Origin of the sequence: Kitasatospora sp. NPDC002551 (assembly GCF_040296005.1) — a bacterium.
In the GTDB taxonomy this organism is placed as follows: Bacteria; Actinomycetota; Actinomycetes; order Streptomycetales; family Streptomycetaceae; genus Kitasatospora.
In genome coordinates, this window is record NZ_JBEOWI010000042.1 from 16131 (window position 1) to 36593 (window position 20463).

The window sequence follows — 20463 nt, forward strand, 5'->3', positions numbered from 1 at the left end:
CCGTTCGCGTGCCCGGATCACTCGAAGTGGTGCTCCCGGACCGTCTCCACCGACGGCTTGCCGTGCAGGTCCGGCACCTCCCGCAGCCAGGCCGGCCGCCCCGCCCTGGTCCGCGCCGCCCGCCGCCGTTCCGCCTCGCGCAGCTGCTCCGGGGTGGAGAACCCCTCCGGCAGCCACTCGGCGGAGAGCACCGCCCGCGCCGCCAGGTGGTTCACATAGGCCCGGCGCAGTTCCCCGACCGAGCCGAATCCCGGCTCGTCGGCCAGCCAGGCGTCCGGTACCAGCGCCAGTACCGCCTCCAGCAGCCCGACGGTGACCAGCGGCCCGAGCTCCTCGTCGGCCAGCGCGACGTCCGGGCGGTACCCGCCGAGGGCGTGCGCGCTGAGGTCGTACCGCTTGCCGACGGACGCCTCGGCGGCGGACCAGCGGTGGTGGAAGACCAGTGCGGCGCCGTTGTCGATCAGCCACAGCTTCCGGTGCCAGACCATGAGGTTGGGGTTGTGCACCGTCCGGTCGACGTTCCCGGTGAGCGCGTCCAGCCAGACCACCCGGCCGGCCTCGACCGGGTCGACCTCGATCATGCCGGGCCGGAAGTCGCGGGCGCCGGGCAGCAGGTCCATGCCGAGGTTGAGCCCGCGGCTGGCCCGCAGGATCTCCTGGATCTCGGGGTCCGGCTCGCCGTCGGCGACCGCCGGGTCGAAGTCGACCAGCCGCAGCTCGGGCACCGGCAGGCCGAGCCGCCGGGCCAGCTCGCCGACGATCACCTCCGCCACCAGCGCCTTGCGGCCCTGGGCGGCTCCGCTGAACTTCACCACGTAGGTGCCCAGGTCGTCGGTCTCCACCACACCGGGCACAGAACCGCCGGCCCGCAGCGGGTCGACGTAGCGCACTGCTGTCACCTGTTCGAGCACATCCGCCACCCTAACGTCCGCTCCGCCGGGGAGGGCGCCGCCCGCCGTCCGGGGTCCGCTGTGATTGGCTTGCCGGTATCACCCGGACGACAATCCGGCGCCGGACGACCGTACAAGGAGAGCACGACCATGGGACAGGTGCAGGCCACCACCGAGCGGGTCTACGACGCGGCCCCCGAGCGGGTGTACGAGGCCCTGGCCGACTACCAGGTGACCCGCCCCAAGCTGCTGCCCGAGCAGTACAGCGAGTACGAGGTCCGGGTCGGCGGCGCCGGGGCCGGCACCCAGGTGCACTGGAAGCTGCAGGCCACCGAGAAGCGGATCCGCGACTGCCTGTTCACCGTCTCGGCGCCGCGCCCGGACCAGCTGGTGGAGAAGGACGCCAACTCCAGCATGGTGATCACCTGGACCGTCGCGGCGGCCGGCGAGGGCCGGACGAAGGTCACCGTCACGGCCACCTGGCAGGGCGCGACCGGTATCGGCGGCTTCTTCGAGCGCACCTTCGCGCCCAAGGGCCTGAACCGGATCCACGACCAGGTGCTCGCCAACCTGGCCGCCGAGGTCCGCTGAGCCCCGCTGGACCACCGGGTTCCGGTCTTTCGGACCTCACCCTCAACTCGTCCAGGAATTCGACGAGTTCGTCCACCCGTACGAGCGGCGTGCCGTACGGGTGGACGCCCCGCCACCTGCGGGTGACGACGGCCACCGGGCGCCGCGCGGCCAGCCTAGGCTCGCCGCTTGTGCATATGACGATCCTTCACATCTCGCAGCCCGTCGACGGCGGAGTGGCCCGCGTCGTGGTCGATCTGGTCCGCGGTCAGCGCGAGGCCGGCCACCGGGTGCTGGTCGCCTGTCCGCCCGGCGGCCGGCTCGCCGAGGAGGCCGCCGCCGTCGGCGCGCTGGTCCAGGAGTGGCCGGCCCGGCGCTCGCCCGGCCCGGCCACCGCCGCCGAGGTCTGGCGGCTGCGCCGGATCGTCCGGGCCGCCGGGCCCGACGTGCTCCATCTGCACAGCGCCAAGGCCGGACTGGCCGGCCGGCTGGCCGTGCGCGGCGCGGTGCCGACCGTCTTCCAGCCGCACGCCTGGTCCTTCGCCGCCGTGGACGGCGCGCTCGCCGCCGCCACCCTGCGCTGGGAGCGGTACGCGACCCGCTGGGCGCACCGGCTGCTCTGCGTCTCCGTCCAGGAGCGGGCCGACGGCGTCGCCGCCGGGCTGCACGCCGACTGGGCGGTGGTGCCCAACGGTGTGGACGTGCGCCACTACGCGCCCGCCGACCGCCGGGCCGCCCGGATCGCGCTCGGCCTGGAGCCGGCCGCCCCGCTCGCGGTCTGCGTGGGCCGGCTCTGCCGCCAGAAGGGGCAGGACGTGCTGCTCGCCGCCTGGCCCGAGGTGCGGCGCCGGGTGCCGGCGGCCCGGCTGGCGCTGGTCGGCGGCGGCCCGGAGGAGGCCCGGCTGGCCGCCGTGGTCCGGGAGGGCGCCGAGCCGTCCCGGGTCCGGCTGGTCGGCGACGTCGCGGACCCGCGGCCCTGGCTGGCCGCGGCCGATCTGGTGGTGCTGCCCTCGCGCTGGGAGGGCATGGCGCTGGCCCCGCTGGAGGCGATGGCCTCCGGCCGGCCGGTGCTGCTGACCGACGTGCCCGGGGCCCGCGAGTGCCTGCCGCCGTCCGAACGCGCCGGCGCCCTGGTGCCTTCCGAGGACGTCTCCGCGCTCATCACCCGAATGGCCGAAGCGCTGTCCGATCCGATCGAATGCGAGCGACGCGGTGCCCGGCTGCGCGAGCACGCCGCGGCCCGTCATGACGTTCGATCGGTCGTCGAACAGGTCGACGCGCTCTATCGGGATCTGCTGGGCGCCGGGCCGGTGCCCGGACGGCGCCGGGCCCGTGTCCCGCAGCGGATCTGATCGTTTCACATGCCGTGAATGCCCCGCCGTTCAGGCGCCGACGTATTCGCACCCTCCACCGGTTGTGGGTGGGGGGCTAAATCCGAAATACCTATTAATGGGCGGCTGGAATGAAACGGCAAGTCAACTTCCAGCATTCAACCAGGTTTTCGGTAACGTCTGAGTTTGCCTGCTTCGTTTCGATTTCGCGCCGGGAATTCGCGGGAAAACCGAATGCCGTCAGCGGCAGCAGGAGCTGTCAGGACCGCACTCACCGGGCCGGGACGGCCGCCCCGGGCCAACCGGTGCCGGACCGCCGTCACCCCGGGCACACAGCAGGGGAGTTCGTCCGCCGATGACCATTGACCACGACAGCGTGCCACGGCCGGGCCGGCCCCTGTCCGGAGCGCCCCGCCCCGCCACCGGGCTGCTCGACCGCCCGACGCGGTCCGCCCAGACCCGCACCGCCCCGCCGCCCCGCCGGCACCGCCGCCCGGTCCGCACCCGGCTCGCACTGCCCGTCGCCCTGGTCGCCGTCGACGCGCTCGCCCTGTGCACCGCCACCGGTACCGCCAACCGCGCCCTCGACCCGGCCGTGCGGGTCGCACCGCTGCTCGGTGTCGCCGCCCTGCTGCCCCTGCTGGTCCTGCTCAACCTGGCCGGCGGCCTCTACCGCACCCGGCTCACCCTCTCCGTGCTCGACGAACTGCCCGCCCTCACCGCGCGGGCCGTCGTCGCCACCGCCTTCGCGATCAGCCTCGCCGGCTGCCTGGAGGGCCGCTGGCCCGACTCGGGCCCGGCCACCCCGGCCCGGCTCACCGTCCTGCTCGGCACCCAGCTGGTGCTCGCCGTCCTCGGCCGCGCCCTCCTCTACCACCTGGTGCGCCGGATCCGCCGCAGCCGCCCCAGCCCGGTCCTGGTGCTCGGCGCCGGCCGGCTCGGCCGCCGGGTCGCCGCCGCCCTCAGCGAGCGCGGCGAGTACGGGATGCGCCCGGTCGGCTTCCTCGACGCCGACCCGCCGCTGCTCGCCGGCGACACCGACCTGCCGGTGCTCGGCGGTCGCGAGGTCCTGGAACGCGAGATCCGCCGCCACCGCGTCCACCACGTGGTGGCCACCGCCGGCGCCGCCGACGAGGCCGAGACCGCCGCCACCCTCCGCGACGCCGCCCGGCTCGGCTGCCAGGTCTGGCTGGTGCCCGCGCTGCGCGAGTACGGCTCGCTCGCCGCCGGACGACTGGCCGGCGCCGACCACCTCTGGGGCTTCCCCTGCCTGCGGGTCGGCCGCGCCGCGACGCGCCGTCCCGGCTGGGCCGCCAAGCGGGCCCTGGACGTGACCGCCGCCGCGATCGGCCTGCTGCTGCTCGCGCCCGTCCTCGCCCTGTGCGCGCTCGCCGTCCGCTTCGACACCGGCCCCGGCGTGCTCTTCCGCCAGCAGCGCACCGGGCTCGACGGCCGGGTCTTCACCGTCCTCAAGTTCCGCACCCTGCGGCCGAGCAACGAGCACGAGTCCGCCACCCGCTGGAACATCTCCCAGGACCACCGGATGGGCGCCGTCGGCCGGCTGATGCGCCGCAGCTCCCTCGACGAGCTCCCGCAGCTGTGGAACGTGCTGCGCGGCGACATGAGCCTGGTCGGCCCGCGCCCCGAACGCCCCTACTTCGTCATGCGGTTCAGCCAGGCCTACCCCGAGTACGCGGACCGCCACCGCGTCCCGGTCGGCCTCACCGGCCTCGCCCAGGTCAACGGCCTGCGCGGGGACACCTCGATCGAGGACCGGGCCCGCTTCGACAACCGCTACATCGAGAGCTGGAGCCTCTGGCAGGACGTCAAGATCCTGTGCCGCACCGCGGCCCTCATGCTCCACCCGGACGGGAGCTGATCAACGCCGTGGCCCTGACCCTCGCCGCACCCCCGCGCCCCGCCGAGCTGTTACGGCGCGCGGGGCGCGTCGTCCACGAACGCCCCAGCCTGCCGGCCGCCGCCACCGTGCTGCTGGTGTGCGTCCCCACCGGGGAGAAGGACGTCGCCGCCGCCGTCCACGTCACGGCCGCCGACCTCGCCTCGCTCGCCCTGGTCGCGCTCACCGCCGTGAACCTGCTGCGCGGGCGCACCCCGGCGATCGGCCGCGCCGACGCCGTGCGGTTCGGCGCGATCGTGCTCGCCGCCGCGGTCGCCACCCTCGGCTCCATCGACCCGGCGACCAGCCTCACCGGCTTCGTCCGGCTCACCCAGGTCTTCGTGCTCGTGCCCGCCGCCGTGCTCTGCTCCCTGCGCGACCGCACCGACCAGCGGCTCGTCCTCGGCTCGTTCGTGACCGCCGCCCTGATCCAGGGCGTGGTCGGCGCCCACCAGTTCCTCACCGGCACCGGCGCCTCCTACACCGGCCGTCCGATCCGCGCCGTCGGCACCTTCGGCGCCCTGGACATCATGGCGATGTCCACCGTCGTCAGCTACGGCCTGCTCGCCGCCCTGGCGCTGGGCCTCGGCGAGCGCGACGCCCGGTGGCGGCGGGCGCTGTTCGTCACCGCCGCCTTCCTGGCCTTCCCGCTCGCCGTCTCCTTCAGCCGCGGCAGCTGGATCGCCACCGCCGCGGCCGCCGCCGTCCTGCTGCTGCGCGCCGACGCCCGGCTCGCCGTCCGTGGCGCGGTGCTCGGCACGGCCGCCGCCGTCGTCCTGGTCGGCGGGTTCGGCCTCGGCGGCTCCGGCGTCACCGCCCGGCTCAGCTCGATCGGCTCCGTCTCCGAGGCCCCCGACCAGTCGGTCTCCGACCGCTACGACCTGTGGGCCACCGCCGGGCGGATCTGGCAGGACCACCCCGTCTCCGGCGCCGGACCCAAGGCCTTCCAGCAACTGCGCGACAGCCACGCCCCGTTGCGGCTCTCCTCCGGCAGCGACGCCGCCGACGCCACCATCGGCTTCCAGCGCGAACCGCTGCTCTCCCCGCACAACATGTACCTCCTGGTGCTCAGCGAACAGGGCCTCCTCGGCATCGCCGCCTACGGCCTGCTCTTCCTCGGCCTGCTCCTCGGCTGCCTGCGCACCGCCCGCGGCCCCGGCCTCGCCGCGCTCGCCCTGCTCACCTGGGTCCTGGTCGACTTCCTCTACGCCGACATCGGCGGCACCACCACCGTGCTGACCTCGGTCGTCCTCGGCCTCGCCGCCCACGCCGCCCGCCCCGTGACCACCCGCCCGGCCCGCCCGTCCCGCCCCGAGCCGAAGGGCAGCGGGTCGGAGCGCCCCGGAGGCGAGCGGGCGACAACCGGAGCCGGCGCATGACCACCGACCGGCCGACCACGCTCGGCTCCCCGTCGCTGCCCGCCCCCCGGCAGGCACCGCCCGCCGCCGCGCCCGCCGCCGGCCCGCGCCGCGGCTTCCTCGCCAGGGCCTTCGGCGTCACCGCCGTCCTCAGCGCCGCCGGCTCCGCCCTCGGCCTGCTCCGCGACCTCCTGCTCGCCCGCTACTTCGGCGCCAACCAGGGCACCGACGCCTTCCTGGTCGCCTGGACGGTGCCCGAGACCGCCGCGCCGCTGCTCATCGAGGACGCCATGTCCTTCCTCATGGTGCCCGCCTTCGCGCTCGCCCTGGTGCTCCGCGAGGAGCGCCCCGACGGCCCCGACCCGGTGCGCCAGCTCGTCCGCGCCACCCTGCCCTGGCTGCTGCTCGCCCTCTCCACCCTCTCGCTGGGGGCCGCGCTCGGCGCCCCCCGGCTCGTCGGCCTGCTCGCCCCCGGCCTGGCCGACCCGCACCTCGCCGTCACCTGCACCCGGATCACCGCGATCACCGTGCTGCCGTTCGGCGTGGCCGGCTACCTCGCCGCCGCCCTGCGCGCCCACCACCGGTTCACCGCCCCGGCCGGCATCTACGTCGCCTACAACCTCGGCATCCTCGGCGTGCTGCTCACCTGCCACGCGCTGTGGGGGGTGCGCGCCGCCGCGATCGGGGTGGCCTTCGGCAGCCTGCTGATGGCCGGCCTGCTGGTCGGCCCGTTCCTGCGCCGGCTGCGGTCCGGCCCGGGCCGCCCCGGCGCCGCCCGGCGCTCCCGCAACGCCCTGGTGCTGATCCCGCTCGCCCTGCTGCCGGTCGGCGTGTTCACCCTCACCCGCCAGGCCCAGGTCTTCATCGAACGGTTCCTCGGCTCGGCGCTGCCGCCCGGCACCATCTCGCACCTCAACTACGCGGCCAAGGTCTCCCAGCTCGCCATGACGGCCGGGATCCTGATCTGCACCGTCACCTTCCCGCTGGTCGCCCGGGCGCTCGCCGCCGGGGACGTCACCGCCGCCCGCGACCGGGTGGAGAAGGACCTCGGCCAGGCGGCCGCGGTCGTCCTGCTCGGCACCGCCTTCCTGATGGCCTGCGCCCCCTCGGTGGTCGAGCTGCTCTTCGAACGCGGCGCCTTCGGTCCCCGGGACACCGCCGCCACCGCCGCCGTCATCCGGGTCTACAGCTTCGGACTGCTCGCCCAGGCGCTGATCGGCGTGATGATCCGCCCCTACTTCTCCCTGCGCCCGGTGGTCCGGCGGGCCGGCGACCCCAGCCCCGAGGACGGCGGACGCCGGCTGCTCGACTGGTACCCGGCCGCCGCCATGGCGCTCGGCCTGGTCGTCACCGTCACCGTCGGCCTGCTCGCCACCCCCCGGTTCGGCGCCCTCGGCCTGGCCGCCGGCAACGCGGCCGGCATCACCACCACCGCGGCGCTGCTGCTGCACGGCCTGGTCCTGCGCGGCATCCCGCTGCGGCTGCGCCGCGTCCTCGGCGGCCACGCCCGGCTGCTGGCCGCGGCCGCGGGCGCCGCCGCGCTCGGCACGCCCGCCGCCGGCCTCGCCGCCGACCCCCTGCTCTCCACCGCGCTCGGCGGGCTCACCGTCGCGCTGGCCTTCGCCGCCCTGGGCACCGGCCTGGGCGCCCGCGAGGTCCGCGGCCCCGTCCGTGCCGCCCTGCGGGTCCTGGGACCGGTCCCCGGCCCGTCACCTGTCGCCGATGAAGGGAAGCCTCCCCATGGATGCTGAACGGGGATCAGTCCGGTCGTTCCCGTCGGGCGCACGCCGGCTCGCCGCCCCGGCGGCCGTCGGCCGGCGCACCGACCTGCCGCGCACCGACGCGTCACGGACCGGTACGCCGCGCTCCGCCATCCGCAGACCACCGGCGCAACTGCCCAGAAGCCGGCGCCCGCTGCCCGAGGCGCCGCTCACCGAGACCACCTCGCCGTGGATCCTGATGTACCACTCGGTGGCCGTCGAGAAGGAGGACCCGTACCAGCTGACCGTCAGCCCCGAGCGGTTCGCCGAGCAGATCGCCTGGCTGCACCGGCGCGGCCGGCGCGGGGTCTCGGTGCGGGAGCTGATGCGGGCCCGGGCGGCCGGGCGGGCCGACCGGCTGGTCGGCCTCACCTTCGACGACGGCTACGCCGACTTCGCCCGGTACGCCGTGCCGATCCTCCAGGCGTACGGCTTCACCGCCACCGCGTACGTGGTCGCCGATCTGCTCGGCCGCGCCAACGACTGGGACACCGAGGGCCCCCGGAAGACCCTGCTCACCGTCCAGGAGGTCACCGACCTCGCCGCCGCGGGCTGGGAGATCGGCTCGCACGGCCTCGGCCACCAGGCGCTCACCGGCCTGCCCGCCGACGTCCTCGCCGCCCAGACCAGGGAGAGCCGCCGCGTCCTGGAGGAGGTGGTCGACGGGCCGGTCACCGGCTTCTGCTACCCCTACGGCGCGGTCGACCTGGCCGCCACCCAGGCCGTCCGGGACGCCGGCTACGACTACGCCTGCGCGATCGGGCACTCCCCGCTCACCGGCCGGTACGCGCTGCCGCGCTGCTACGTCGGCGACCGCGACGGCGCCTGGCGCCTGCGCGCCAAGCGCGGCCGCCACCGGCTGCGCGACACCGTCGCCGAGCTGCGCCGCCAGCGCCTGGCGGCGCGCGCCGACCGCCGCCGGAGAGGGCAGTGAGGATCCTCCACATCGTCACCGGCCTCGCCTCCGGGGGAGCCGAGCGCCAGCTCCAGCTGCTGCTCCGCCACCTGCCGGCCCACCAGCACTGCGAGGTGCTCGCGCTGACCAATCCCGGTGCGGTGGCCACCGCGCTGCGCGCCGAGGGCGTCACCGTCCACCACCTCGGCATGCGCGGCAACCGGGACGTCGGCGCGTTGCCCCGGCTGGCCGGCCGGATCCGGGCCGGGCGCTACGACCTGGTGCACACCCACCTCTACCGGGCCGGACTGTACGGCCGGGCGGCCGCCCGGCTGGCCGGGGTGCGGGCGGTGGTCGCCACCGAGCACTCGCTGCACGCCGGGGTGATCGAGGGCCGCCCGGTCACCCGCGGCGTCAAGGGCCTCTACCTGGCCGCCGAACGTCTGGGCACCACCACCGTCGCGGTCTCCCGGCAGGTCGCCGGAACCCTGCACGCCTGGGGCGTCCCGGCGGCCCGGGTCGAGCTGATCCCCAACGGCATCGACGCCGCCCGCTACCGGCGCCCGTCCGCCGACCGGGCCGCCACCCGCGCCCGGGTGCGCGCCGAACTCGGCCTGCCACCGGGGAGCTGGGTGGTCGGCGGGATCGGCCGGCTGGTCCCGGGCAAGCGCTTCCCGGTCCTGCTGGAGGCGCTGGCCGGGCTGGACGGCGCGGCCCGCCTGGTCCTGATCGGCGAGGGCCCCGAGCGGACCGCCCTGGAGCGGCGGGCCGCCGCCCTCGGCGTGCGCGACCGCCTGGTGCTCACCGGCGAGCGCGACGACGTGCCCGACCTGCTCACCGCCCTGGACGTGCTCGCCGCCCCCTCCGCCGAGGAGACCTTCGGCCTCGGCGTGCTGGAGGGGCTGGCGGCCGGCCTGCCGGTGCGCCACAGCGCCTGCCCGGCGCTGGACGAACTGCCGCCCGGCGCCGCCCCGCAGGCCCGCCGGATCCCCTCCGAGGCCGCCGCCTACACGGCCGCGCTGCGCGACCTGCGCGACCGGCGCCGCCTCGACGGCCACACCACCGACCCGCTGCCCCGGCCCCCCGCGGTCGGCCACTACGACATCGTCCGGGTGGCCGCCGACCTCGGTGCCCTCTACGACCGGCTGGCCGGGGTTTGAGCCGACAGCACCCCCGCAGTCCCCGGGCCGCCGGCCGGGCGGCCCCCACAGCCAAGGAGTTCCCCATGACCGAACCGCGCAGTAGTGTCCGCCGGCTGGTCGGCCGCTGGTGGCCGGTGGTCCTCGCGGTGCCGCTGGGTGCCGTCGCCGGAGCCGGGTACGCCCTCGTGGCCCAGCCCTCGTACGCCGCCAACTCCTACGTGATCGTGGTGCCCGAGAACCAGGGCGAGGCCGTCACCGCGGTCAACTTCGCCCAGGCGTACGGCCGGCTGGCCGGTCAGCCGCAGGTGCTCGCGGGGGCCGCCGCCGAGACCGGGCACGGCCTGGGCGAGCTGGAGACCCTGGTGCACGGCACCACCTCGCCGGACGCCCCGATGATCGAGATCACCGGCACCGGCGACCGGCCGCAGGAGGCCGTGCTGGCGGCCGACGCGGTGTCCCGCTCGCTGGTCGCCTTCGCCAACACCACCAGCAAGGAGACCGGCGTGCGGCTGGTCCCGCTGGCCGCCGCCGCGGAGCCCGAGAAGCCGACCACGCCCTCCGGCCGGCTGGACGTCGCGGTCGGCGGCGCGGCCGGGGTGCTGATCGGCGCGCTGGTGATGATGACCCGCCGCCGGAACGGCGCGCCGGCCGAGGCGGGAGCGGCCCCCGCGGGGGAGGCGCCGGCCGCGACCACCCCGCGTCCGCGCGCCGCCGTACCCGAGCCCGCCGCCGTACCCGACCCCGCCGCGGTACCCGAGCCCGAGCCCGTCGGGGCCGGGGCGGCCTCCGGGAGCGGACGATGAGCACCGAGGCCGTCACCCCCGTGGCCGGCCTGCCCGCCCAGGCCCGCGCCCCCCGCTGGACCACCGAGCTGCGCCGTGAGGACGACGCCCTCGACACCCTGGCCGAGGAGTGGGACGACCTGGTCGCCCGCTGCCGGACGGCCACCTTCTTCCAGTCCGCCGCCTGGCAGTGCTCCTGGTGGCGCCACTACGGCACCCCCGGAGCCCTGCTGGTGGTGCTGGTGCGCCGGGAGGGCCGGCTGGTCGGCGCGGGCGCCTTCCGCCGGCGCGGCGGCCCGTTCGGCGGCCTGACCGGCCTCGGCGCCGGGCTGATCGACTTCACCGACGTGCTGCTGGACGACGACTGCGCCGACCGCGCCGCCGCCGAGTTCGCCGCGGCCCTGCCGCTCACCCGCCCCTGGCACAGCCTGGAGCTGCGCGAGGTCCGCCCGGAGGCCGCCGTGCAGCGGGTCTTCGACCAGTGGCGCGGCCGCCGCCGCCGGTACGCCGACTCGCTCTGCCAGTACCTGCCGGCCGCCCCGATGGACCAGTTGCTCAAGCGGGTGCCGGGCAAGACCGCCCAGCGCACCCGGGTCAAGCTGCGCAAGATCGCCGAGTCGGGTGTGGAGGTGCGGGCGACGAGCCCGCAGGAGGTGCCGCGGGCGCTGGACGGGCTGCTGCGGCTGCACTTCCTGCAGTGGCAGGAGCGCGGCGTCACCCCGGAGCACCGCACCGAGCGGTTCGCCCGGCACCTCGCCGAGTCCACCGCCGGGCTGGTCGCCACCGGCCGGGCGGCCGTCCACCAGTTCTGGCTGGACGGCGAGTTGGTCGCCGTCGACCTGGTGCTGCTCTGTCCGTCCTTCAGCGGCCTCTACCTGTACGGCGCGCACCCGGAGCTGCGGGAGCGGCTGGACATCGCGGGCCTGCTGTTCGGTGCCGCGCTGGACGAGACGCTGGGCGCCGGGATCCCGGTGATAAGCCTGCTGCGCGGCCAGGAGCCGTACAAGCAGCGCTGGCGCCCGGACCGGCTGCCCAACGAACGGCTGCTGTTCGGCCCGCGCGGCGCGGCCCCGGCGGCCGCCGCCCGGAGCGGCGCGGTACGCGGCCGGCGGGCGGCGGTGCACCTGCTCAGCACCCGGGCGCCGCGCCTCAAGGAGGCGCTGGCGGCCCGCCGCCGCAGCTGAGCCCCCCGGCCCCGCCGGCCGCTACGGCAGCCCGAGCAGGCCCGCCGGCGGGGTCGGCGGGGCGGGGGCGATCGGCGCGGTGGGCGCGGTCGGAGCGGTCGGCGGCACCGGGATCCCGGGCCCGACCGGCAGACCGGGGACCGGCGGCGCCGTCGGAGCGGGGCTCGCGCCGGCCGACGGCGCCGGCCCGGTCGGGGACGCCGGTGAGGCCGGGGACGCCGGACCGACCGAGGGCGCCGGCGCCGCCGGGGCCGCCGGCGCGGCCGGCTCCGGGGCCCCGGGGGAGCCGGTCATCAGCTGCCGGAAGCGCGCGCTGGAGCGCGGGTTGCGCTCGCACTGCCAGAAGCCGTGCGGACAGTAGTCGGTGACGGTCTGGTACGCGGTGTCGTGGGTGCGGATCCACTCCACCATCCGCTGCACGAACTCCGGGTTGTCCCCGTTGCGGAACAGCCCCCACTCCGGGTACGAGACCTGCTTGCCGCGCTTGGCCGCGAACTCCACCTGGTCCTGCAGCCCGTACGGCTCGCGCACGTAGTCGTCGAAGGTGCCGCCGGCCGGCTGGTCGTAGTTGTCCATGCCGATGATGTCGACCACGTCGTCGCCCGGGTAGCACTTGGTCCACGGGATCGCGTCCAGCCCCCGGTTGGGCGCGAAGTCGAAGCGGAAGCGCTGCCCGGGCACCGAGCGCATCACCGTGACGATCCGCCGCCAGTAGGTCTTCCAGGCGGCCGGGTCGGGCTTGCAGCGGTGGGTGTAGGTGACGCCGTTCATCTCCCAGCCGAGGGTGAGCACGGTGTCCGCGCCGCCGAGGGCGACCAGCCGGCGGGCCAGCCGCAGGAAGTGCCGGTCGAAGTCGCCGCGGGCGCCCTGGCCGAGCAGCCGGGCCACCTCGCCGTCCGGCACGCCCGTCTCGCTCGGGACCAGCATCGGCACGCCGAGCACGAGCATCCGGGACGGGTCGGCCTGCCGCCACTGCGACCACATGGCGAGCACCATCGGCTCGCCCTCGATGTCCGCCCAGCCGTTGCCCGCCAGATAGGTGTGGCCGACCTGGAGGTTGGCGTCGCCCAGCCACTGCGCGTAGCGGCCGATCTGCGGGATGTAGCTGTCCCAGGAGCCGACGAAGGCCCCGAAGGGCGGCTCGTGCGCCGGGCGCTGGACGGCGGGCCGCGGGGCGGGGGCGTGGGGCGCGATCGCGTCGGAGGACAGGGAGTGCCGCTCGGTCTGGCCCAGCGGGGTCCCGGCGGGGACGCTGGCGGTGGTGAGCAGCAGCAGGGTGGCGGCGGCGAGCGCCAGGCGGCCGAATCGCATGGTGTCTCCTCGGACGTCGCCCCGGACGGTGCCACGGGCTGGGCGGAGCAGGGCTGGACGGATCGGGGAGGGCCACGCAGAGTGGCGGACCCCTTGCCGACAGTAGGGCCGACCGGGCGAGGAAATGCCGAATGTCACCCTAAAGTGGGCGATATTCGAACGCCGTTCAGGTGTGCCGTGTATCACCTCCGTAACGGTCCTGGTGGCCCCGGGCGCCCTACCGCGGAGCCCCGTTCCGGGGCCCGCCGGGCCGGTGCGGGCCCCGACGGCGCAGGTCGGCGGGCGGGCCCGCCCGGGGCGCCGGGAACCGCCGGGCGGGGTTCGGCCGTTCGGCCGTACGGGAGAGCCCGGCTGACTCGCGCGGGTGCCGAAAGGTACGCTCCGCCCGTGTCCTGGAAGTCGCGTGCCCTCAGCCCCCGATCGATCCTCCCTGCCCTGGCGGTGCTGCTGGTCCTTGTGGCGGGCGCCGCCGCGCACGCCAACAAGCCGGTCCCGTTCGGCGACCGGGTGGCCGCGAAGGGCGCCGCGGAGGCGAGCGCGGACCCCGCGGCCTCGCTGGACGCGGCCGACCTGGACCTGCGGGTGGGCCCGGGCCTGGAGGCGTACCACCGGGCCACCGGCGAGCACGCCTGGTCCTACCAGCGGGAGGGCGCCACCGCGCTCCACCTGGAGATGGCCGGGGAGAACGCCGTGGTGGTCTGGGACGACGGCCTGGTCACCTCGGTGCGCCCCGGCGACCAGCAGGTGCGCTGGCACCGCGCGGTGCCCGGGCTGGCCGACTGGCTGCGCGGCGCGGGCGAGCCCGGCGCCGACAAGCGCACCGAGGAGCAGCGCAAGCAGCAGGCGAAGGTGCGGGCGGCGGCCTCGCTGTACACCGTGCAGGAGTCCGCGCCCTGGGTGGCGGTGGTCACACCGGAGCTGACGATGGGTTTCCGGGACGCCGACGGTGACCTGCGCTACAACTCCAAGCCGGCCGGCAACTGCGTCTACGACCCGGAGCGCACGGCGGCCACCGACTTCGCGGTGCTGGTGCCGCGCAGCTGCACCAACGGCAGCGGGCAGCAGGTCTCCGGCGGGATCTCCGGCTACCGGCTGGACAACACCGGCTGGCAGCTGAACGCCGGTCCCGGTGTGACGATGAAGGCGCTGGACGGGCGCCGGGTGCTGATCTCGGACGGGCCGATCGTCGCGCCCAAGGTCTTCGACACCCGGGCGGCGGCGCCCGAGGCGGCCTGCGGCAGCCCGGCCGAGCCGTTCGCCGCCGTCCCGCCGGTCGGCGGCTGCGCCGGGGACGGCGCGCGGCAGCAGTAGCGGCCGGAGCGGACCTCGTCCTCGGGGGTCACCCGAGCGGCCCGGTAGACTTGCCGTCATGGCTGTTCTCTCCGGGCACTGACGGGCGAGCGGCGCCGCCCCGCGCGGTCCGCCGAGCCCCCGTCGACGACGCCCCTTCCCGCCTCCCGGCCCGAACCTCGTCCGGTCGCCCGCCCACGTCCCAGGAGTAGTCCCAGCCATGATTTCCGCCAACGGCCTCGAACTGCGTGCCGGCGCCCGGATCCTGATCGAGTCCGCGAGCTTCAAGGTCGCCCCCGGCGACCGGATCGGCCTGGTCGGGCGCAACGGCGCCGGCAAGACCACGCTCACCAAGGTGCTGGCCGGCGAGGGCATCCCGGCGGCGGGCACGGTGACCCGCTCGGGCGAGGTCGGCTACCTGCCGCAGGACCCGCGCACCGGCGACCTCGACGTGCTCGCCAAGGACCGCATCCTCTCCGCCCGCGGCCTGGACAGCGTGCTGCGCAAGATGCGCGAGAACGAGGACCGGATGGCGAACGGCAAGGGCGCCACCCGCGACAACGCGATGAAGAAGTACGCCCGCCTGGAGACCGAGTTCCTCACCAAGGGCGGGTACGCCGCCGAGGCCGAGGCCGCCACCATCGCCGCCGCGCTGGGCCTGCCGGACCGCATCCTCAACCAGGAGCTGCACACCCTCTCCGGTGGTCAGCGCCGCCGCGTCGAGCTGGCCCGGATCCTGTTCTCCGACTCCGACGTGCTGCTGCTCGACGAGCCGACCAACCACCTCGACGCCGACTCGATCGCCTGGCTGCGGGACTTCCTGAAGACCTACAAGGGCGGCTTCATCGTCATCTCGCACGACGTCGACCTGGTCGAGACGGTCGTCAACAAGGTCTTCTACCTGGACGCCAACCGCTCCACCATCGACGTCTACAACATGGGCTGGAAGCAGTACCAGCAGCAGCGTGAGGACGACGAGAAGCGCCGCAAGCGCGAGCGGGCCAACGCCGAGAAGAAGGCCGCCACGCTGAACGCGCAGGCGGACAAGATGCGCGCCAAGGCGACCAAGACGGTGGCCGCGCAGAACATGGCCCGCCGCGCGGAGAAGCTGCTGTCCGGGCTGGAGACGGTGCGGGCGAACGACAAGGTCGCCAAGCTGCGCTTCCCGGACCCGGCCCCGTGCGGGAAGACCCCGCTGACGGCCAGCGGACTGTCCAAGTCCTACGGCTCGCTGGAGATCTTCACCGACGTGGGCCTGGCCATCGACCGGGGCTCGCGGGTCGTCATCCTGGGCCTCAACGGCGCCGGCAAGACCACCCTGCTGCGGATGCTGGCCGGGGTGGAGCAGCCGGACACCGGCGAGGTGATCCCGGGCCACGGCCTGAAGATCGGCTACTACGCCCAGGAGCACGAGACGCTGGACGCGGACCGCTCGGTGCTGGAGAACATGCGCTCGGCGGCGCCGGACATGGACCTGGTCCAGGTCCGCAAGATCCTCGGTTCCTTCCTGTTCTCGGGGGACGACGTGGAGAAGCCGGCCGGGGTGCTCTCCGGTGGTGAGAAGACCCGTCTCGCGCTGGCCACCCTGGTGGTCTCCAGCGCCAACGTGCTGCTGCTCGACGAGCCGACCAACAACCTGGACCCGGCCAGCCGCGAGGAGATCCTCGGCGCGCTGCGCGAATTCTCCGGTGCGGTCGTGCTGGTCACCCACGACGAGGGCGCGGTCGACGCGCTCCAGCCGGAGCGGATCATCCTGCTCCCGGACGGCGTCGAGGACCTCTGGAGCCCGGCCTACGCCGACCTGGTCACGCTGGCCTGATCCCGTTCTCCCGGGGCCCGGTCGTCCGTACGGACGACCGGGCCTTCGTTTTACCCTCCGGCCGGCCGTCGACGGGCCCTCCCCTCTTTGGGCCAGAAAAACTAGTCCTTCCGGCGTGTCCGGGAATGAAGGGGTCCTGCATTCCGTTTGAGGAGCTTCCGTCGGCCCGCCACCCGATCGTGACCGGGACCACGCTGCTGATCAGCCCTTTCGCGTCGAACGGCGGCACGCTCCCGGGGGCGTGCACTCAGCGTGAGCGCCCTTGTGCGCTCGGATCACCACCGCAGGACCGCCCGTTCCGGGCATGGACCTTGTCGAATGGGTGGCCAGGACGCGGTGGATGGGTGATCATGGGAATCTGACCGAGCAACGCTACGAGGAGGCACGGGTGGCCGAGACTCTGAAAAAGGGCAGCCGGGTGACCGGTGCCGCGCGTGAGAAGCTCGCGGCCGATCTCAAGAGGAAGTACGACTCCGGGGCGAGCATTCGCGCCCTCGCGGAGGAGACCGGTCGCTCGTACGGCTTCGTGCACCGCATGCTGAGCGAGTCCGGAGTGATTCTCCGGGGCCGCGGCGGTGCCACGCGGGGCAAGAACAAAGCTCCTGCTGGAGCTGGTTCCTGACGCTCCGTCAATTCACTGGACGGATGACTCGGCGGCAGGGCGCCGACCGGAGGGACGACCGCTGATCGTCCGCCCCCGGCCAGAGCGAACCGGCCGCCGATCGTCATGCCGGGCCGGCGCGCCGCCCCGGCCGCCCGTCGCCGCGTGGTGTCCGCCGGCCGACCCCTGCCGTCGCGCCGCCAGTTTTGTTACTCTCCGGTAGCCAAGCACCCTCGCCACCGGAGGTCCCCGCATGACCGCTCCCGCCACCGATCCGCAGACCCCGACCCGGGAGCAGGACGGCGTCCGTCTGGAGATCGACGGCGAACTCGCCGTCGTCACCCTCTGTCAGCCCAAGCGGCGCAACGCCCAGTCGCCCGCCCTGTGGCGCGCCCTCACCGCCATCGGCCGCGAGCTGCCCGGGACCGTCCGGGTGGTGCTGCTGCGCGCCGAGGGCGTCTCCTTCTCCGCCGGCCTCGACCGCGCGATGTTCACCCCGGAGGGCATCCCCGGCGAGCCCGGCTTCCTCCAACTGGCCGCCTCCGGGGACCAGGAGCTCGACGAGACCATCGCCGGCTACCAGGAGGCCTTCACCTGGTGGCGCCGCCCCGACCTGGTCACCGTCGCCGCCGTCCAGGGCCACGCCGTCGGCGCCGGCTTCCAGCTCGCCCTCGGCTGCGACCTGCGGGTGGTCGCCGAGGACGTCCAGTTCTCCATGAAGGAGACCTCGCTCGGCCTGGTCCCCGACCTCACCGGCACCAAGCCGCTGACCGAACTCGTCGGCTACGCCCGGGCGCTGGAGATCTGCGCCACCGGCCGCTGGGTCGGCGCGGCGGAGGCCACCGCGATCGGCCTGGCCAACCTCGCCGTGCCGGCCGCCGAGCTGGACGCGGCCGCCCGCGACCTCGCCGCCGCCCTGCTGGCCGCCCCGCGCAACGCCGTGATCGAGACCAAGGCCCTGCTCCAGGGCGCCGCCGGCCGCTCCTACGACGAGCAGCGTTCGGCCGAACGGGCGGCACAGGCCCGCCGGCTGCGCGACCTCGCCGGCCTCGGCGACTGACCGGCCCGGACCGCACCGCAAGGCCCGGTCCGTGGGGCGCACCCACGGACCGGGCCTTGCGGCGTTCGGGCCGTCCGGGCCGCTCAGGGGGCGGGATTCGTGGCGAAATGTCAGAGTTGGAGCGATTTGCGATATAGCTGGAGCCGCACGACGGGAGATGAGCCATGCCTGACACTCCGACGCCCGCCACCCTGCACAAGAACGCCCCGCACGGTGCCCCCACCCCCGCCGCCTCGCCGGCGAGCCCGGCGGCCGCCGCCGGGTCGGTCGGCGAGCGCGGCCGCACGGCGCTGGCCGTCGGGGTGGTCGAGAAGATCGCCGGGATGGCCGCGCGCGAGATCAACGGCATCCACGCCCTCGGCTCCGGCCTCGCCCGCACCTTCGGCGCGATGCGCGACCGGGTCCCCGGCGGGCGCGGCAGCGTCGGGCGGGGCATCAAGGCCGAGGTGGGGGAGAAGCAGACCGCCATCGACATCGCGCTGGTGGTCGAGTACGGCGTCGTCATCCCCGAACTCGCCCGCCAGGTGCGGGAGAACATCATCGACGCGGTCGAGCGGATGACCGGGCTGGAAGTCGTCGAGGTCAACATCGCGGTCAACGACGTCCACCTGCCCGACGAGCCCGACGTCGTGGAGGAGGAAGAGGAGGTTCCCTCCTCCGGACAGCGGCCCAAGCTGAAGTAGTCGGCGGCGCCAGCCGGCGCGAGACGGCGGAACACGGCGGAATACGAGGTGGAACGGATGAACCTGGCCATCGTCGGCCTGGTGGTGGGAATGGCGCTCGGCTTCGCCGGATACTTCGGCGGCTTCGCGGCGTTCCTGCTGGTGGCGGCGCTCGGGGTGGTCGGTTTCGTGGTCGGCCGCCTGCTGGAGGGCGACCTGGAGCCCGGTGAGCTCGGCGAACTGCTGCGCAGCCGCGACCGGCGCCGCTGATGGCGGCCCTCGTCCCGGTACCCTCCCGCCGGGATCCCGGTGCCCGCGGCCGGCTGCGGATCGCCGACCGCGTCTACGCCCGGATCGCCGCCCGCGCCGCCCGTGAGGCGCTCGCCGACGCCTGGCACGGCCGGAGCGCGCGCGGCGGCCCGCCGAGGGTCACCGTCACCGGCCCCGCCACCCCGAGTGCCCCCGTCACCGTCCGGGTCTCCGTCGACCTGCCCTTCCCGGCCGACCTCGCCGCCCTCGCCCGCACCGTCCGCGACCGCGTCACCGCCGACACCCGCACGCTGACCGGAACCCGGGTGGCCGAGGTCGTGGTGGTGGTCGAGCACCTCGTCCCGGACGGTGCCCGATGAGCAGCCGGGAAGGGGCGGCCGAGGAGGCCCCCGGGCCGCCCGGGCCCGCGCCGGTGAAGGTGCGCCGGCCGCGTGCCCCGCGCACCACCGCCGCCACCGTGGTGGCCACCGTGCTGCTGGTCGTCGCCGGGGGGCTGCTGTACGACGTGATCGCCGTGCGGACCGGGCACCAGGCCCGGCAGTGGCGCGCGGACCTGGCCGACGAGCTGGCCACCCGGCACCTGGACGACCCGGCGGTGCTGATCGGCGCCGGCGTGGGCGCGGTGCTCGGCGGCTGGCTGCTCTGGCTCGCCCTCGCCCCCGGTCTGCGCCGCTGGCTTCCGCTGCGCCCGCACGGGGACACCGCCGCGGCCATCGACCGGGCCGGGGTGGCCGCCCTGCTGACCGACCGGGCCGCCGAACTGCCGGGTGTGGAGCACCTGCGGGTGCGGGTCGGCCGGCGCCGGGTGCGGATCGCCCTGGCCGGCCCGGCCGATCCGGCCTCGGTCCAGCGCCGGCTGCGCGAGGAGCTGGCGGCGGTCACGCTGGCCCGGCCGCTGCGGCTGGACGTGCGGATGGCGGGCCGGCGGCGGCGCGCCGGGCCGTCGCCGGAGGACACCGCGGCCCCGGTGGGCGGTGGCGCCGGGTGAGCCGGGGCACGGTCAACCGGCTGCTGCTGGGGGTGGTCGGGCTGGCGCTGCTGGCCGCCGGGGTGCTGGTGCTGGCCGGCGGGCTCGATCTCTACGGGCGCCTCGGCGTCGACCCGCCGTCCTGGTGGCCGCTCACCTCGCCCGACCAGCCGGTGGTGAGCGGGCGCTCGCGCACCCGGTGGGTGGCGGAGTCCTGGTGGTGGCCGGTGGTGATCGCCGGGCTGGCCGTGGTAGTCGCGGGCATCGCCTGGTGGCTGCTGGCGCAGTTGCGCCGCACCGGTCCGACGACCGTGGTGCTGCCGACCCCGGAGACGCCGGGACTGCGGCTGCGGCTGCGGACCAAGGCGCTGGAGGAGGCGGTGGAGAGCGACGCGGTCGTGCTGCCGGAGGTCGAGCGGGTGGGTGTGCGGCTGGTCCGCGACCGGCGGCACCCGCGGCTGCGGGCGGCGGTGCGGATGACCCCGGGCGGCGATCCGGCCGCGCTCGCCGAGCACTTCGAGACCGGCCCGCGCAGCGGGGCGCGGGCCAGCCTGGGCCTGCCGGAGCTGCCCGCGGACCTGCGGATCCGGGTGGTCGCGTCCCGGCCGGAGGTCACCCGGCGGCGGCACCGCCACAAGCGGCCGCGGGTCGCCTGAGCCGCGCGGCCGCTCGCG

Annotated in this window: 20 protein-coding genes; 18 read left to right on the plus strand and 2 right to left on the minus strand. The window is 75.6% G+C overall.

Translation table 11 applies throughout. The features are described from left to right. Positions 1 to 17 precede the first annotated feature (17 nt). Positions 18 to 911: a HipA family kinase gene (locus ABT093_RS29005; RefSeq protein ID WP_350569466.1), complete on the minus strand. Its 894-nt coding sequence runs from the start codon at positions 909 to 911 to the stop codon at positions 18 to 20. Positions 912 to 1040: 129 nt separating this feature from the next. Here ABT093_RS29005 and ABT093_RS29010 point away from each other — a divergent pair, with 129 nt between their 5' ends. The 9 genes from ABT093_RS29010 (at position 1041) to ABT093_RS29050 (ending at position 11809) form a co-directional block, all read left to right on the plus strand. Further along, positions 1041 to 1481: an SRPBCC family protein gene (locus tag ABT093_RS29010; RefSeq protein ID WP_350569467.1), complete on the plus strand. Its 441-nt coding sequence runs from the start codon at positions 1041 to 1043 to the stop codon at positions 1479 to 1481. A 176-nt stretch (positions 1482 to 1657) separates the two neighbouring features. After that, positions 1658 to 2812 (plus strand): glycosyltransferase, encoded by a 1155-nt coding sequence (locus ABT093_RS29015; RefSeq protein ID WP_350569468.1) that lies wholly within the window; start codon positions 1658 to 1660, stop codon positions 2810 to 2812. A 334-nt stretch (positions 2813 to 3146) separates the two neighbouring features. Next, positions 3147 to 4670, plus strand: coding sequence for an exopolysaccharide biosynthesis polyprenyl glycosylphosphotransferase (locus ABT093_RS29020; RefSeq protein ID WP_350569470.1), 1524 nt, complete (start codon positions 3147 to 3149; stop codon positions 4668 to 4670). Between the two features lie 8 nt (positions 4671 to 4678). Continuing rightward, positions 4679 to 6067, plus strand: a complete 1389-nt coding sequence (locus ABT093_RS29025; RefSeq protein WP_350569472.1) for an O-antigen ligase family protein — start codon at positions 4679 to 4681, stop codon at positions 6065 to 6067. Further along, complete coding sequence (locus tag ABT093_RS29030; RefSeq protein ID WP_350569474.1) at positions 6064 to 7797, plus strand: lipid II flippase MurJ; 1734 nt, start codon at positions 6064 to 6066, stop codon at positions 7795 to 7797. The genes ABT093_RS29025 and ABT093_RS29030 overlap by 4 nt, the downstream gene beginning before the upstream one ends. Next, positions 7787 to 8740, plus strand: coding sequence for a polysaccharide deacetylase family protein (locus ABT093_RS29035; protein ID WP_350569476.1), 954 nt, complete (start codon positions 7787 to 7789; stop codon positions 8738 to 8740). Before ABT093_RS29030 ends, ABT093_RS29035 begins: the two co-directional genes overlap by 11 nt. Continuing rightward, positions 8737 to 9861 (plus strand): glycosyltransferase, encoded by a 1125-nt coding sequence (locus ABT093_RS29040; RefSeq protein WP_350569478.1) that lies wholly within the window; start codon positions 8737 to 8739, stop codon positions 9859 to 9861. Before ABT093_RS29035 ends, ABT093_RS29040 begins: the two co-directional genes overlap by 4 nt. Positions 9862 to 9926: 65 nt before the next feature. Then, positions 9927 to 10646, plus strand: a complete 720-nt coding sequence (locus ABT093_RS29045) for a YveK family protein (RefSeq protein ID WP_350569479.1) — start codon at positions 9927 to 9929, stop codon at positions 10644 to 10646. Next, on the plus strand, positions 10643 to 11809 hold the full coding sequence (locus tag ABT093_RS29050; RefSeq protein ID WP_350569481.1) for a GNAT family N-acetyltransferase: 1167 nt from the start codon (positions 10643 to 10645) through the stop codon (positions 11807 to 11809). Before ABT093_RS29045 ends, ABT093_RS29050 begins: the two co-directional genes overlap by 4 nt. A gap of 21 nt (positions 11810 to 11830) precedes the next feature. Here ABT093_RS29050 and ABT093_RS29055 read toward each other — a convergent pair whose 3' ends face one another. After that, positions 11831 to 13120, minus strand: coding sequence for a glycoside hydrolase family 26 protein (locus tag ABT093_RS29055; protein ID WP_350569483.1), 1290 nt, complete (start codon positions 13118 to 13120; stop codon positions 11831 to 11833). A 387-nt stretch (positions 13121 to 13507) separates the two neighbouring features. On the opposite strand from ABT093_RS29055, the gene ABT093_RS29060 reads away from it, so the two are divergent. From ABT093_RS29060 to ABT093_RS29100, 9 genes are all read left to right on the plus strand, one after another. After that, a complete protein-coding gene (locus ABT093_RS29060) occupies positions 13508 to 14431 on the plus strand; it encodes a PQQ-binding-like beta-propeller repeat protein (RefSeq protein ID WP_350569485.1) in 924 nt (307 codons plus the stop codon). Positions 14432 to 14630: 199 nt separating this feature from the next. Continuing rightward, positions 14631 to 16229, plus strand: a complete 1599-nt coding sequence (locus tag ABT093_RS29065) for an ABC-F family ATP-binding cassette domain-containing protein (RefSeq protein ID WP_350569486.1) — start codon at positions 14631 to 14633, stop codon at positions 16227 to 16229. A gap of 388 nt (positions 16230 to 16617) precedes the next feature. After that, positions 16618 to 16851, plus strand: a complete 234-nt coding sequence (locus tag ABT093_RS29070; RefSeq protein ID WP_350548483.1) for a helix-turn-helix domain-containing protein — start codon at positions 16618 to 16620, stop codon at positions 16849 to 16851. A gap of 232 nt (positions 16852 to 17083) precedes the next feature. Further along, positions 17084 to 17890, plus strand: coding sequence for an enoyl-CoA hydratase/isomerase family protein (locus ABT093_RS29075; RefSeq protein WP_350569488.1), 807 nt, complete (start codon positions 17084 to 17086; stop codon positions 17888 to 17890). 164 nt (positions 17891 to 18054) lie between these two features. After that, complete coding sequence (locus tag ABT093_RS29080) at positions 18055 to 18573, plus strand: Asp23/Gls24 family envelope stress response protein (RefSeq protein ID WP_350569492.1); 519 nt, start codon at positions 18055 to 18057, stop codon at positions 18571 to 18573. 57 nt (positions 18574 to 18630) lie between these two features. Next, positions 18631 to 18822 carry a hypothetical protein gene (locus ABT093_RS29085; protein WP_350569493.1) on the plus strand — a complete coding sequence of 64 codons (192 nt, stop codon included), beginning with the start codon at positions 18631 to 18633 and terminating at the stop codon, positions 18820 to 18822. Continuing rightward, the gene (locus ABT093_RS29090; RefSeq protein WP_350569495.1) at positions 18822 to 19181 is read left to right on the plus strand and encodes a hypothetical protein; all 360 of its coding nucleotides are present in this window, start codon (positions 18822 to 18824) and stop codon (positions 19179 to 19181) included. The genes ABT093_RS29085 and ABT093_RS29090 overlap by 1 nt, the downstream gene beginning before the upstream one ends. Continuing rightward, the gene (locus tag ABT093_RS29095) at positions 19178 to 19810 is read left to right on the plus strand and encodes a DUF6286 domain-containing protein (RefSeq protein ID WP_350569496.1); all 633 of its coding nucleotides are present in this window, start codon (positions 19178 to 19180) and stop codon (positions 19808 to 19810) included. The genes ABT093_RS29090 and ABT093_RS29095 overlap by 4 nt, the downstream gene beginning before the upstream one ends. Continuing rightward, positions 19807 to 20445 (plus strand): alkaline shock response membrane anchor protein AmaP, encoded by a 639-nt coding sequence (locus ABT093_RS29100; RefSeq protein WP_350569498.1) that lies wholly within the window; start codon positions 19807 to 19809, stop codon positions 20443 to 20445. Before ABT093_RS29095 ends, ABT093_RS29100 begins: the two co-directional genes overlap by 4 nt. The last annotated feature ends 18 nt before the right edge of the window (positions 20446 to 20463 follow it).